The organism is Bradyrhizobium sp. USDA 3315 (assembly GCF_054056795.1).
Genome location: NZ_JBSRYP010000001.1, coordinates 6,196,229 through 6,209,189, shown reverse-complemented (window position 1 = coordinate 6,209,189; position 12,961 = coordinate 6,196,229). Strand labels below are relative to the sequence as shown.

The window sequence follows — 12,961 nt, the reverse complement described above, 5'->3', positions numbered from 1 at the left end:
CGCGCGTCGCGGGCAATGACGCAGATGTTACGCCGCCTCGCCGTCTTCCTTGGCGGGGGCCAGGATCTTGACCGAGCCACCGGCCTTCTCGACCGCGGCAATGGCCGACTTGGAAGCGCCGTGCACCTCGATGGTCAGCTTGGTCTTGATCTCGCCGCGGCCGAGCAGCCGCAGGCCGTCCTTGGCGCGGCGCAGCACGCCGGCCTTGACCAGCGATTCGGCGTTCACCGTCGCGCTCGCATCGACCAGCTTGTTGTCGATCGCTTCCTGCAGACGGTCGAGATTGATCTCGGCGAAGTCGAGCCGGAAGATGTTGTTGAAGCCGCGCTTCGGCAGACGGCGATGCATCGGCATCTGGCCGCCTTCGAAACCCTTGATGCGGACGCCCGAACGCGCGGTCTGGCCCTTGCCGCCGCGGCCCGAGGTCTTGCCCTTGCCGGAACCGATGCCACGGCCGACACGCATGCGCTTCTTGCGCGAGCCGGCGTTGTCGGCGATATCGCTGAGCTTCATCGCCCTTCTCCTTATCTCTGCTTACTCGCCGACGACGCGGACGAGATGCTGAACCTTGCTGATCATGCCGCGAACTTCAGGGGTATCCTGCAGCTCGGCAACCCGGCCGATCTTGTTGAGCTTGAGGCCGATCAGCGTCGAACGCTGCGAGTGATGGCGGCGGATTGCGCTGCCGATCTGCTCGACCTTGATGGTCTTGCTGGCCTTGGCCATGACAGTAACTCCGAATAGCGCTTCGAGAAGCGCGCGTTGTTATTCCGCCACCACTTCGGCGTCGCCGCCGACGCGGCGCGACTGCAGGGTGGAGACCTTGATGTTGCGGCGTGCCGCCACCGAGCGCGGCGAATCCTGATGCTTCAGCGCATCGAACGTCGCGCGAACCATGTTGTAGGGATTCGACGAGCCGATCGACTTCGCCACCACGTCCTGGATGCCGAGCGTCTCAAACACCGCGCGCATCGGGCCGCCGGCGATGATGCCGGTACCGGCCGGAGCGGCACGCAGGTAGACGCGGCCGGCGCCGTGACGGCCGGCGATGTCGTGATGCAGCGTGCGGCCTTCGCGAAGCGCGACGCGCGTCAGGTTGCGCTTCGCCGATTCGGTCGCCTTGCGGATCGCTTCCGGAACTTCGCGCGCCTTGCCGTGGCCGAACCCGACCCGGCCCTTCTGGTCGCCGATCACGACCAGCGCCGCAAAGCCGAAGCGCTTGCCGCCCTTGACGACCTTCGCCACGCGATTGATGTGGACGAGCTTGTCGACGAACTCGCTGTCGCGCTCCTCGCGCTCCCTGCTCCGTTCGCGTCCGCCGCGTTCGCGTTCACCTGCCATGGTGTTTTCCAATCTCTAGGAGGCCTTGCGCCTCTTTCCTCGTAATCGTTCGTAAAGTTTAGAAGCTCAATCCGCCTTCGCGCGCCGCATCCGCGAGCGCCTTGACGCGCCCGTGATAGATGTAGGCGCCGCGATCGAACACGACTTCCTTGACACCCTTCTGCGCCGCGCGCTCGGCGAGCAGCTTGCCGACCGCCTTCGCCGCATCGATGTCGGCGCCGGTCTTGCCGCCGTCGCGCATGGTCTTCTCCAGCGACGAGGCGGAAGCGAGCGTCTCGCCCTTCTGGTCGTCGATGACCTGGGCGTAGATGTGCTTGGACGAGCGGAACACCGACAGCCGCGGACGGCCGCCTGCCGAGCGGCGAAGCGCAAGGCGCACGCGCTGCTTGCGCCGGGCATTCGTAACCTTGAGTGACATGACCGGCTCCGTTACTTCTTCTTGCCTTCCTTGCGGAAGATGAATTCGTTGGCGTACTTCACGCCCTTGCCCTTGTAGGGCTCCGGCGGACGGTAGGCGCGGATCTCGGCGGCGACCTGGCCGACGCGCTGCGGATCGTTGCCGGTGATCGTGATCTCGGTCGGCTTCGGCACCGCGATGGTGATGCCTTCCGGGATCGCGTACACCACGTCGTGGCTGTAGCCGAGCGCGAGCTGCAGGTTCTTGCCCTGCATCGCGGCGCGGTAGCCGACGCCGGTGATCTCGAGCTTCTTCTCGAAGCCCTTGGTGACGCCCTCGACGAGGTTGGCGACCTGCGCGCGCGCGGTGCCGTACATCGCCTGCGCGCGGTTGGTCTTGATCCGCGGAGCGACCTTGACCTGGCCGTTCTCGAACTTCACCTCGACGTCGTCATGCACGACGAACTGAAGCTGGCCCTTCGGCCCCTTCACCTTGACGGTCTGGCCCTCGACGGTCGCCGTCACACCCGACGGGATCGCCACCGGCCTTTTGCCGATACGTGACATCGTAAAATCCTTCCTCAGAACACCGTGAAGAGAACTTCGCCGCCCACGTTGGCGTCGCGCGCCTGGTGGTCAGCCATGATTCCCTTCGGCGTCGACAACACCGAAATGCCGAGACCGTTGTTCACGCGCGGCAGGTTCTTCACCGAGGCGTAAACGCGGCGGCCCGGCTTCGACACCCGCTCGATCTCGCGGATGACGGGCTCGCCGTCGAAATACTTCAGTTCGATCTCGAGCTCGCTGCGGCCCGAGGCATGCTCGACGCTGGCGTAGCCGCGGATGTAACCCTCGGACTTCAGCACCTCGAGCACGTTGGCGCGCATCTTCGAGCCGGGGGTCGAGACCTTGGACTTGGAGCGCATCTGCGCGTTGCGGATGCGGGTGATGAGATCGCTGATCGGATCGTGCGTAGACATGGTTCCGACCCTCCTTACCAGCTCGACTTCACGAGGCCGGGAACCAGGCCCTTGGAGCCGAGTTCACGCAGCGCGATGCGCGAGAGCTTGTTCTTGCGATAGTTCGAGCGCGGGCGCCCGGTCAGCTCGCAACGGTTGCGGATGCGCGTCGCCGACGAGTTGCGCGGCATCTCGGCGAGCTTCAGCGTCGCGGCGAAGCGCTCTTCCATCGGCTTGGTCTTGTCGGCGATGATCGCCTTCAGCTTCGCGCGCTGCGGAGCAGCGTTCTTCGCCATCCGCTTGCGCCGGTTGTTCTTCTCGACTGAACTCTTCTTTGCCATGCTTGGCTCCTGGGTATCCGCGTTTGAGTGGCTTTGGTTCAGCTACTCACTGCCGGAACGGGAAATTGAAAGCGGTCAACAAGGCGCGCGCCTCGTCGTCGGTCTTGGCGGTGGTGCAGACCGTGATGTCCATGCCACGCGCTTCCGAGACCTTGTCGAAGTCGATCTCGGGGAAAATGATGTGCTCCTTGATGCCGAGCGAATAGTTGCCGCGGCCGTCGAAGCTCTTCGGGTTCAGGCCGCGGAAGTCACGGACGCGGGGCAGCGCCACGTTCACCAGGCGGTCGATGAACTCGTACATGTGGGTCTTGCGCAGCGTGACCTTGCAGCCGATCGGCTGGTTCTCACGCAGCTTGAAGGTCGCGATCGCGATCCGCGAATAGGTCACGATCGCCTTCTGGCCGGCGATCTGGGTCAGCTCGGCAGCGGCGGTCTCGGCCTTCTTGCGGTCGTTGACCGAATCGCCGACGCCCATGTTGAGCACGACCTTGTCGAGGCGCGGCACCTGCATCACGTTGGCATAACCGAACTTCTCGGTCATCATGCCGCGGATCTTCTTGTCATACTCCGCGCGCAGACGCGGCGTGTAAGCTGTATCAGCCATCGATCTCTGCTCCCGAGCTCTTGGCAACACGAACCTTCTTGCCATCGGCCTGAATCTTGAACCCGATGCGGGTCGGCTTTCCGTCCTTGCCGACATACGCAATGTTCGAAAGGTCGATCGGCATCTCCTTGGAGATGATGCCGCCTTCCTGGGTCTGGGTCTGCTTCTGGTGACGCTTCACCATGTTGATGCCGCGAACGAGCGCCTTGTTCTCGTCCGGACGCACCTCGAACACCTCGCCGGTGCGACCCTTGTCGCGGCCGGTGAGCACCATCACCTTGTCGCCCTTGCGGATCTTGGCAGCCATCACAGCACCTCCGGCGCGAGCGAAATGATCTTCATGTGGTTCTTGGCGCGCAGCTCGCGCGGCACCGGCCCGAAGATACGGGTGCCGACCGGCTCGGACTGATTGTTGATCAGCACGGCGGCGTTGCGGTCGAAGCGGATGACCGAACCGTCGGCGCGGCGGATGTCCTTGCGGACCCGGACCACGACGGCCTTCATCACGTCGCCCTTCTTCACCTTGCCACGCGGAATGGCTTCCTTGATCGACACAACGATAACGTCGCCCACGGTGGCATAGCGGCGCTTGGAACCTCCAAGAACCTTGATGCACATGACACGGCGTGCGCCTGAATTATCGGCCACGTCGAGGTTGGTCTGCATCTGAATCATTGATGCACCTCGTCCTCTTTCTGCGCTTTAGCGCGCTCAAAATTTCCCTGAATTTCCTCGGCCAGGCCGAAGTAATCAGGCCGTTTTCTTGTGTTCGCCCCGGACCACGGTCCAGCGCTTCAGCTTCGAGATCGGCTTCGATTCCTCGATCCAGACCATGTCGCCCGGCTTGAACTGGTTGTTCTCGTCGTGCGCGTGGTAGTTCTTGGAACGGCGGATCGTCTTCTTGTAGATCGGGTGGGTGAAGCGGCGATCGACGCGCACCACGATGGTCTTGGCTTGCTTGTCGCTGACGACCACGCCCTGCAGAGTACGTTTCGGCATAGCTGGCCCCTTACTTCTTCTTCGCGCGCTGCTGGGCAGCGATGGTCTTGATACGAGCGATATCGCGGCGGGCTTCCCGCATCCGCGAGGTGTTCTCCAGCTGCCCGGTGGCGCGCTGGAAACGCAGGTTGAAGCGTTCCTTCTTCAGATTCAGGATCGCGTCTTCCCGCTGGTCGTCGCTCATCGCGCGAATGTCTTCAACTTTCATCTCGGCCATGGCGATTACTCCGCAATGCGCGCAACGAAGCGCGTCTTGATCGGCAGCTTGGCGGCGGCGAGCGACAGCGCTTCCTTCGCGGTCTGCACCGGCACGCCGTCGATCTCGAACATCACGCGGCCCGGCTTGATCCGGACCACCCACAATTCCGGGGCACCCTTGCCGGAGCCCATGCGGACTTCGGCGGGCTTCTTCGACACCGGCACGTCCGGGAACACGCGGATCCAGACGCGGCCGGCGCGCTTCATGTGACGGGTCAGCGCGCGGCGGGCGGCTTCGATCTGACGGGCGGTGACGCGCTCAGGCTCCATCGCCTTCAGGCCGAACTGGCCGAACGCCAACGTCGCGCCAGAGGTCGCAACGCCGTGGATACGGCCCTTATGCGCCTTCCGGAACTTCGTTTTCTTAGGTTGCATCATGGCTTTAAGCCCTCAAATTCCTGCTTTGCCTCAAGCGGCGTCGCGGCGCGAACGCGGCGTGCTGTCGCCTTCGGCCATCTTCTTGTCCTGGGCCATCGGATCGTGCTCGAGGATCTCGCCCTTGAAGATCCAGACCTTGACGCCGCAGGTGCCGAAGGTCGTGAACGCGGTGGCAACGCCGTAGTCGACGTCGGCGCGCAGCGTGTGCAGCGGCACGCGACCTTCGCGGTACCACTCCATGCGCGCGATTTCGGCGCCGCCGAGACGGCCCGAGCAGTTGATGCGGATGCCACCGGCACCGAGACGCATCGCCGACTGCACGGCGCGCTTCATGGCGCGGCGGAACGCGACGCGGCGCTCGAGCTGCTGGGCGATCGATTCAGCGACCAGGGTCGCGTCGAGCTCCGGCTTGCGGATTTCGACGATGTTGATCACGACGTCCGACGAGGTGATGTCGGCAACCTTCTTGCGCAGCTTGTCGATGTCGGCGCCCTTCTTGCCGATCACGACGCCCGGACGGGCCGAATGGATCGTCACGCGGCACTTCTTGTGCGGGCGCTCGATCACGATGCGGGCGACGGCCGCCTGCTTGAGCTCCTTGTGCAGGATCTCGCGGATCTTGACGTCCTCGTGCAGCAGCTTGCCGTATTCCTGCTTGCCGGCGAACCAACGGGAGTCCCAGGTCCGGTTGATGCCGAGACGCAGCCCGATTGGATTGATCTTTTGACCCATCGTCTTCTCCTGCGCCCTTCTTAGGCGCTTGCCTCGGCCTCGACCTGACGAACCACGATGGTCAGGTGCGAGAACGGTTTGAACACACGGCCCGAACGGCCACGGCCGCGCGGAGCAAAACGCTTCATCACGATGCCATTGCCGACATGCGCCTCGGCGACGACCAGATCGTCAACCTCAAGGTCATGGTTGTTCTCGGCGTTCGCGATCGCCGATTCCAGGCACTTCTTGACATCGACCGCGATCCGCTTACGCGAGAACTGCAGGTCGGCGAGCGCAGCGGACGCCTTGCGGCCGCGGATCAGCTGCGCCACCAGGTTGAGCTTCTGCGGGCTGACGCGCAGCATGCGGGCGACGGCCTTGGCCTCATTGTCCGCGAGGCTACGTTCGCGCTTTGGTTTGCTCATCGGTTAATCCTCAAGCCTTCTTGGCTTTCTTGTCGCCCGAATGGCCGTGGAAGGTCCGGGTCGGCGAGAACTCGCCGAACTTGTGACCCACCATTTCCTCGTTGATTGCCACCGGCACGTGCTTGTGGCCGTTATAGACGCCGAACGTCAGGCCGACGAACTGCGGCAGGATGGTCGAGCGGCGGCTCCAGATCTTGATGACGTCGTGACGGCCGGACGAGCGCGCGGCATCTGCCTTCTTGAGCAGAGAACCCTCGACGAACGGGCCTTTCCAGACTGAACGAACCATGTCCGGCGTTCCTTACTTCTTCCGCTTGTGGCGGCTGAGGAGAATGAATTTGTTGGTCGACTTGTTGGTGCGGGTCTTCTTGCCCTTGGTCGGTTTGCCCCACGGAGTAACCGGGTGGCGACCGCCCGAGGTACGACCTTCACCACCGCCGTGCGGGTGATCGATCGGGTTCATGACAACGCCGCGGTTGTGCGGACGCCAGCCGAGCCAGCGGGTACGACCGGCCTTGCCGATCGAGATGTTCATGTGATCCGGGTTGGAGACCGCGCCGATCGTGCCGCGGCAACGGCCGTGCACCAGACGCTGCTCGCCCGAGTTCAGGCGGACGATCACGTAGTCTTGGTCGCGGCCGACGATCTGGGCGTAGGTGCCGGCGGAGCGCGCCAGCTGACCGCCCTTGCCGATCTTCAGCTCGATGTTGTGCACGATCGTGCCGACCGGCATGTTGCCGAGCGGCATGACGTTGCCCGGCTTGACGTCGACATAGTTGCCGGCGACGACGGTGTCGCCCGCCGCCAGACGCTGCGGCGCCAGGATGTAGGCCAGCTCACCGTCCTGATACTTGATCAGCGCGATGAACGCGGTGCGGTTCGGATCATACTCGAGCCGCTCCACGACCGCCGGCATGTCCACCTTGTCGCGGCGGAAGTCGACGGTGCGGTAGGCCTTCTTGTGGCCGCCGCCGCGGAAACGCACGGTGATGCGACCGGTGTTGTTGCGACCGCCGTTGCCGAGCTTGCCCTCGGTCAGGGTCTTCACCGGCTTGCCCTTGTAGAGCGCCGAACGATCGACCATGACCAGCTGGCGCTGGCCCGGCGTCGTGGGATTGTAGGTTTTCAATGCCATCGTCGTTGCGCCTTATAGTCCGGTAGTCACGTCGATGCGGTGGCCCTCTTCCAGGGTCACGATCGCGCGCTTGGTGTCCGACTGCGAGCCGAGATTGCCGCGGAACACCTTGGTCTTGCCCTTGCGAACGAGAGTGTTGACGCTCTTCACCTTGACGTCGAACAGCTTCTCGACCGCTTCCTTGATCTGCGGCTTGGTCGCCTTGCCGGCGACCTTGAACATCACCTTGTTGTGCTCGGAGGCGAGCGTCGCCTTTTCCGTCACGACGGGAGAGATGATGACGTCGTAGTGGCGCGGATCGATGTTCTTCATTTGAAGCGCGCCTCCAGCGCATCAACCGCAGCCTTGGTCAGCACCAGCTTCTGGCGGCGGAGAATGTCGTAGACGTTGATGCCCTGGATCGGCAGCACGTCGATGTTCGGAATGTTCCGGGCCGCGGTCGCGAAACCGGCGTTCAGCTCGGCGCCGTCGATGATCAGCGCGTTGGTCAGTCCGAGGCCGGAGAAGTGGCCGAGGAGCGCCTTGGTCTTGGCGGCCTCGAGCTGCGCATTGTCGATCACGATCAGCCCGCCGTCCTTGGCCTTGGCCGAGAGCGCATGCTTGAGCGCGAGCGCGCGCACCTTCTTCGGAAGGTCGGTCGCATGGGAGCGAACGACCGGACCGAACGCACGGCCACCGCCGCGGAACTGCGGCACGCGGGCCGAGCCGTGACGGGCGCCGCCGGTGCCCTTCTGCTTGTACATCTTCTTGCCGGTGCGCCAGATCTCGGCGCGGCCCTTGGCCTTGTGGGTGCCGGCCTGACGCTTGTTCAGCTGCCACTGCACGCAGCGCTGGATGATGTCGGCGCGCGGCTCGAGACCGAAGATCGCGTCCGAGAGCTCGACGGATCCGGCGTCCTTGCCTTCAAGGGTCGTGACTTTCAATTCCATCTCACACGCCCTCCTTCTCGGCCACAGCCTCGGCAGCTTCGCCACCTGCAACCTTGAACTTGCCGGGCTTCGGGGCGTCCTTCGGCAGCGGCTTCTTGACCGCGTCGCGCACCGAGATCCAGCCGCCCTTGGAGCCGGGAACGGCGCCTTCGACGAGGATAAGGCCGCGCTCGACGTCGGTCGAAACCACGCGCAGATTGAGCGTGGTGATGCGGTCGACGCCCATGTGACCGGGCATCTTCTTGTTCTTGAAGGTCTTGCCGGGGTCCTGACGGCCACCGGTCGAACCGATCGAACGGTGCGAGATCGACACACCGTGGGTGGCGCGCAGACCGCCGAAATTCCAGCGCTTCATGCCGCCGGCGAAGCCCTTACCGATCGAGGTACCGGTCACGTCGACGAACTGGCCGACCACGAAATGGTCCGCCTGGATTTCCGCGCCGACCGGGATCAGCGCGTCCTCGGACACGCGGAACTCGGCGACCTTGCGCTTCGGCTCGACCTTGGAGACCGCGAACTGGCCACGTTCGGCCTTGGGCATGTACACGGTCTTGCGGGCGCCCGAGCCGAGCTGAAGAGCGACATAGCCGTTCTTCTCGGTCGTGCGGTGGCCCAGCACCTGGCAGTTGCCCAACTTCAGCACGGTCACAGGGATATGCTCGCCGGTCTCCGTAAAGACCCGCGTCATCCCGACCTTTTGTGCGATCACTCCGGAGCGCATCGGCGTGCTTCCTGTCTTTCTGTCCGCAAGCGGCGGACGTAAAAATCCAAAACCTTAGAGCTTGATCTCGACGTCGACACCGGCGGCCAGGTCGAGCTTCATCAGCGCATCGACGGTCTGCGGGGTCGGGTCGACAATGTCGAGGAGGCGCTTGTGGGTGCGCATCTCGAATTGCTCGCGGCTCTTCTTGTCAACGTGCGGCGAACGGTTGACGGTGAACTTCTCGATGCGGGTCGGCAGCGGAATCGGTCCGCGAACCTGCGCACCGGTGCGCTTCGCCGTGTTCACGATCTCGCGGGTCGACGTATCGAGGATTCGATGGTCGAACGCCTTGAGACGGATGCGAATATTTTGGCCGTTCATTGCCGTATTCTTTCTTTAGTGAGTGGCGAGTAGCGAATAGCGAATGGAGTGACCCACTCGCTACTCGCCATTCCCTATTCGCGTAGTTACTCGATGATCGCGGCGACGACGCCGGCGCCGACGGTGCGGCCGCCTTCGCGGATCGCGAAGCGCAGCTTCTCTTCCATCGCGATCGGCACGATCAGGTGCACTTCCATCGCGATGTTGTCGCCCGGCATCACCATCTCGGTGCCTTCCGGCAGGTGCACGACACCGGTCACGTCGGTGGTGCGGAAGTAGAACTGCGGACGGTAGTTGGTGAAGAACGGGGTGTGGCGACCGCCCTCTTCCTTGGTGAGGATGTAAGCCTCAGCCTTGAACTTGGTGTGCGGCTTGACCGAACCGGGCTTGCACAGCACCTGGCCACGCTCGACTTCCTCGCGCTTGGTGCCGCGGAGCAGTGCACCGATGTTGTCGCCGGCCTGGCCCTGATCGAGCAGCTTGCGGAACATTTCGACGCCGGTGACGATGGTCTTCTGGGTGTCGCGGATACCGACGATTTCGATTTCCTCGCCGACCTTGATCACGCCGCGCTCGACACGGCCGGTGACGACGGTGCCGCGGCCCGAGATCGAGAACACGTCTTCAACCGGCATCAGGAACGGCTGGTCGATCGGACGCTCCGGCTGCGGGATGTACTCGTCGACGTTGCGCATCAGCTCGAGGATGGCGTCGTGGCCGAGCTTCTTGTCCTTGTCTTCGAGGGCGGCGAGCGCCGAGCCCTTGATGATCGGGATCTTGTCGCCCGGGAATTCGTACTTCGAGAGCAGCTCGCGGACTTCGAGCTCGACGAGCTCGAGCAGCTCCGGATCGTCGACCATGTCGCACTTGTTGAGGAACACGACGAGCGCGGGCACGCCGACCTGGCGGGCGAGCAGGATGTGCTCGCGGGTCTGCGGCATCGGGCCGTCAGCAGCCGACACGACCAGGATCGCGCCGTCCATCTGGGCGGCACCGGTGATCATGTTCTTCACGTAGTCGGCGTGGCCGGGGCAGTCGACGTGGGCGTAGTGGCGGTTGGTCGTCTCGTACTCGACGTGAGCGGTCGAGATCGTGATGCCGCGGGCCTTCTCTTCCGGCGCCTTGTCGATCTGGTCGTAGGCGGTGAACGTCGCGCCGCCGGTTTCTGCGAGCACCTTGGTGATCGCTGCGGTCAGCGAGGTCTTGCCATGGTCGACGTGACCGATGGTGCCGATGTTGCAGTGGGGCTTGTTACGTTCGAATTTAGCTTTGGCCATTTGACTCTCCGTTCAATCGTTGACTGCCATCAACGACAATCAGGCAAACTTCTTCTGGACTTCAGCCGACACGTTCGCCGGAGCTTCGGCGTAGTGATCGAACTGCATGGTGAAGGTCGCGCGACCCTGGCTCATCGAGCGCAGGTTGTTCACGTAACCGAACATGTTCATGAGCGGCACCATCGCGTTGATGACGTTGGCGTTGCCGCGCATGTCTTGGCCCTGGATTTGGCCACGCCGGGAATTCAGGTCGCCGATGACCGAACCGGTGTAGTCTTCCGGGGTCACCACCTCGACCTTCATGATCGGCTCGAGCAGAACGGACTTGCCCTTCGTCAACGCTTCGCGGAACGCAGCCCGCGATGCGATTTCGAACGCCAGTGCCGACGAGTCGACGTCGTGATACTTGCCGTCGACCAGCTGCACCTTGACGTCCACCACCGGGAAGCCGGCAACGACACCGGAGCCCATCACGCTGTTGAGGCCCTTTTCGACGCCGGGGATGTATTCCTTCGGCACCGCGCCGCCGACGATCTTCGATTCGAACTCATAGCCCTTGCCGGGCTCGTTCGGCTCGACGACGATCGACACTTCGGCGAACTGACCGGTACCGCCGGTCTGCTTCTTGTGCGTGTACTTGACTTCAGCCTTCTTGGTCACGCGCTCGCGGAACGCCACCTGCGGCGCGCCGATGTTGGCGTCGACCTTGTAGGTGCGCTTGAGGATGTCGACCTTGATGTCGAGATGTAGTTCGCCCATGCCCTTGAGAATGGTCTGGCCGGACTCCTGGTCGGTCGACACGCGGAACGACGGATCTTCCGCGGCGAGCTTGGCAAGCGCCACGCCGAGCTTTTCCTGGTCGGCCTTCGACTTCGGCTCGATCGCGATCTCGATCACCGGCTCCGGGAATTCCATCTTCTCGAGGATCACCGGCTTGTCGGGATCGCACAGCGTGTCACCGGTGCGCGCTTCCTTCAGGCCGGCCAGCGCGACGATGTCGCCGGCATAGGCTTCCTTGATGTCTTCGCGGTTGTTCGCATGCATCAGCAGCATGCGGCCGATACGCTCTTTCTTCTCGCGGGTCGAGTTCACCACGCCGGTGCCCGACTGCAGGATGCCGGAGTAGATGCGGCAGAAGGTGATGGTGCCGACGAACGGGTCGTCCATGATCTTGAACGCGAGCAGCGCCAGCGGCTCCTTGTCGTCAGCCTTGCGCACGACTTCGTTGCCGTCATCGTCGGTACCCTTGATCGCGGGCACGTCGATCGGCGACGGCAGATAGTCGACGACGGCGTCGAGCAGCGGCTGCACGCCCTTGTTCTTGAACGCGGAGCCGCACAGCACCGGATAGAACGCGCCGGTCAGCACGGCCTTGCGGATCAGGCGCTTCAGGGTCGCCTCGTCCGGCTCCTTGCCGTCGAGGAAGGCAGCCAAAGCGTCGTCGTCGAGCTCGACGGCGGCTTCCACCATCTTCTCGCGATACTCCTTGGCCTGCTCGACCAGATCTTCCGGAATGTCGACATAGTCGAACTTGGCGCCGAGCGATTCATCGTTCCAGATGACGCCCTTCATCTTCACGAGGTCGACGAGACCCTTGAAGTTGTTCTCGGCACCGATCGGCAGCTGGATCGCGATCGGCTTGGCGCCGAGGCGGTCGACGATGTCGGACAGGCACTTGAAGAAGTCGGCGCCGGTCTTGTCCATCTTGTTGGCGAAGACGATGCGCGGAACCTTGTACTTGTCGCCCTGGCGCCAGACGGTCTCGGTCTGCGGCTCGACGCCCTGGTTGGAGTCGAGGACGCAAACGGCGCCGTCGAGCACGCGCAGCGAACGCTCGACCTCGATGGTGAAGTCGACGTGGCCGGGGGTGTCGATGATGTTCAGGCGCTTGCCGTTCCAGAACGCGGTGGTCGCAGCCGAGGTGATCGTGATGCCACGCTCCTGCTCCTGCTCCATCCAGTCCATCGTCGCGGCACCTTCGTGCACTTCGCCGATCTTGTGGCTCTTGCCGGTGTAATACAGGATGCGCTCGGTGGTCGTGGTCTTGCCGGCGTCGATATGCGCCATGATACCGAAGTTACGGTAGTCCTCGATGGCATGTTGGCGGGGCATGAGACTGTT

23 protein-coding genes are annotated in these 12,961 nt (G+C 63.5%); all 23 read right to left on the bottom strand.

From position 1 onward, the window contains the following. Nucleotides 1-27: 27 nt before the first annotated feature. Nucleotides 28-513: a 50S ribosomal protein L15 gene (gene rplO, locus ACVIYL_RS28945; RefSeq protein ID WP_456780383.1), complete on the bottom strand. Its 486-nt coding sequence runs from the start codon at nt 511-513 to the stop codon at nt 28-30. A 21-nt stretch (nt 514-534) separates the two neighbouring features. Beyond that, nucleotides 535-726, bottom strand: a complete 192-nt coding sequence (gene rpmD / locus ACVIYL_RS28940) for a 50S ribosomal protein L30 (RefSeq protein WP_028335461.1) — start codon at nt 724-726, stop codon at nt 535-537. A gap of 39 nt (nt 727-765) precedes the next feature. Then, a complete protein-coding gene (rpsE, locus tag ACVIYL_RS28935) occupies nt 766-1,341 on the bottom strand; it encodes a 30S ribosomal protein S5 (RefSeq protein WP_016843761.1) in 576 nt (191 codons plus the stop codon). Between the two features lie 58 nt (nt 1,342-1,399). After that, a complete protein-coding gene (rplR, locus tag ACVIYL_RS28930) occupies nt 1,400-1,759 on the bottom strand; it encodes a 50S ribosomal protein L18 (RefSeq protein ID WP_050625744.1) in 360 nt (119 codons plus the stop codon). Between the two features lie 11 nt (nt 1,760-1,770). Further along, entirely contained in the window at nt 1,771-2,304 is a 534-nt protein-coding gene (gene rplF / locus ACVIYL_RS28925; protein WP_028339311.1) for a 50S ribosomal protein L6, read from the bottom strand. A gap of 14 nt (nt 2,305-2,318) precedes the next feature. Next, nucleotides 2,319-2,717: a 30S ribosomal protein S8 gene (gene rpsH / locus ACVIYL_RS28920; protein ID WP_024578580.1), complete on the bottom strand. Its 399-nt coding sequence runs from the start codon at nt 2,715-2,717 to the stop codon at nt 2,319-2,321. 14 nt (nt 2,718-2,731) lie between these two features. Then, nucleotides 2,732-3,037 carry a 30S ribosomal protein S14 gene (rpsN, locus tag ACVIYL_RS28915; RefSeq protein ID WP_168857041.1) on the bottom strand — a complete coding sequence of 102 codons (306 nt, stop codon included), beginning with the start codon at nt 3,035-3,037 and terminating at the stop codon, nt 2,732-2,734. A gap of 46 nt (nt 3,038-3,083) precedes the next feature. Next, complete coding sequence (rplE, locus tag ACVIYL_RS28910) at nt 3,084-3,641, bottom strand: 50S ribosomal protein L5 (RefSeq protein WP_016843756.1); 558 nt, start codon at nt 3,639-3,641, stop codon at nt 3,084-3,086. Next, a complete protein-coding gene (rplX, locus tag ACVIYL_RS28905; protein ID WP_016843755.1) occupies nt 3,634-3,948 on the bottom strand; it encodes a 50S ribosomal protein L24 in 315 nt (104 codons plus the stop codon). Before rplX ends, rplE begins: the two co-directional genes overlap by 8 nt. Then, a complete protein-coding gene (rplN, locus tag ACVIYL_RS28900) occupies nt 3,948-4,316 on the bottom strand; it encodes a 50S ribosomal protein L14 (protein WP_011473865.1) in 369 nt (122 codons plus the stop codon). The genes rplX and rplN overlap by 1 nt, the downstream gene beginning before the upstream one ends. Before the next feature lie 75 nt (nt 4,317-4,391). Beyond that, nucleotides 4,392-4,640 (bottom strand): 30S ribosomal protein S17, encoded by a 249-nt coding sequence (gene rpsQ / locus ACVIYL_RS28895; protein ID WP_016843754.1) that lies wholly within the window; start codon nt 4,638-4,640, stop codon nt 4,392-4,394. Between the two features lie 10 nt (nt 4,641-4,650). Beyond that, nucleotides 4,651-4,857 (bottom strand): 50S ribosomal protein L29, encoded by a 207-nt coding sequence (rpmC, locus tag ACVIYL_RS28890; protein ID WP_016843753.1) that lies wholly within the window; start codon nt 4,855-4,857, stop codon nt 4,651-4,653. A gap of 5 nt (nt 4,858-4,862) precedes the next feature. After that, entirely contained in the window at nt 4,863-5,276 is a 414-nt protein-coding gene (gene rplP, locus ACVIYL_RS28885) for a 50S ribosomal protein L16 (protein WP_016843752.1), read from the bottom strand. A gap of 30 nt (nt 5,277-5,306) precedes the next feature. After that, entirely contained in the window at nt 5,307-6,008 is a 702-nt protein-coding gene (gene rpsC / locus ACVIYL_RS28880; protein WP_016843751.1) for a 30S ribosomal protein S3, read from the bottom strand. A gap of 20 nt (nt 6,009-6,028) precedes the next feature. Further along, a complete protein-coding gene (gene rplV / locus ACVIYL_RS28875; RefSeq protein WP_016843750.1) occupies nt 6,029-6,415 on the bottom strand; it encodes a 50S ribosomal protein L22 in 387 nt (128 codons plus the stop codon). A 10-nt stretch (nt 6,416-6,425) separates the two neighbouring features. Next, a complete protein-coding gene (gene rpsS, locus ACVIYL_RS28870; RefSeq protein ID WP_028335459.1) occupies nt 6,426-6,704 on the bottom strand; it encodes a 30S ribosomal protein S19 in 279 nt (92 codons plus the stop codon). A gap of 12 nt (nt 6,705-6,716) precedes the next feature. Then, on the bottom strand, nt 6,717-7,550 hold the full coding sequence (rplB, locus tag ACVIYL_RS28865) for a 50S ribosomal protein L2 (RefSeq protein ID WP_021081655.1): 834 nt from the start codon (nt 7,548-7,550) through the stop codon (nt 6,717-6,719). Between the two features lie 12 nt (nt 7,551-7,562). Continuing rightward, complete coding sequence (locus ACVIYL_RS28860) at nt 7,563-7,862, bottom strand: 50S ribosomal protein L23 (protein ID WP_028339313.1); 300 nt, start codon at nt 7,860-7,862, stop codon at nt 7,563-7,565. Beyond that, entirely contained in the window at nt 7,859-8,479 is a 621-nt protein-coding gene (rplD, locus tag ACVIYL_RS28855; protein WP_016843745.1) for a 50S ribosomal protein L4, read from the bottom strand. Before rplD ends, ACVIYL_RS28860 begins: the two co-directional genes overlap by 4 nt. Before the next feature lies 1 nt (nt 8,480). Continuing rightward, on the bottom strand, nt 8,481-9,200 hold the full coding sequence (gene rplC / locus ACVIYL_RS28850; RefSeq protein ID WP_057019547.1) for a 50S ribosomal protein L3: 720 nt from the start codon (nt 9,198-9,200) through the stop codon (nt 8,481-8,483). Between the two features lie 54 nt (nt 9,201-9,254). Continuing rightward, nucleotides 9,255-9,563 (bottom strand): 30S ribosomal protein S10, encoded by a 309-nt coding sequence (rpsJ, locus tag ACVIYL_RS28845; RefSeq protein ID WP_002712302.1) that lies wholly within the window; start codon nt 9,561-9,563, stop codon nt 9,255-9,257. Between the two features lie 86 nt (nt 9,564-9,649). Further along, nucleotides 9,650-10,840 carry an elongation factor Tu gene (gene tuf, locus ACVIYL_RS28840; protein WP_018272140.1) on the bottom strand — a complete coding sequence of 397 codons (1,191 nt, stop codon included), beginning with the start codon at nt 10,838-10,840 and terminating at the stop codon, nt 9,650-9,652. A 39-nt stretch (nt 10,841-10,879) separates the two neighbouring features. Continuing rightward, nucleotides 10,880-12,952, bottom strand: a complete 2,073-nt coding sequence (gene fusA, locus ACVIYL_RS28835) for an elongation factor G (RefSeq protein ID WP_092082422.1) — start codon at nt 12,950-12,952, stop codon at nt 10,880-10,882. Between the last annotated feature and the right edge of the window lie 9 nt (nt 12,953-12,961).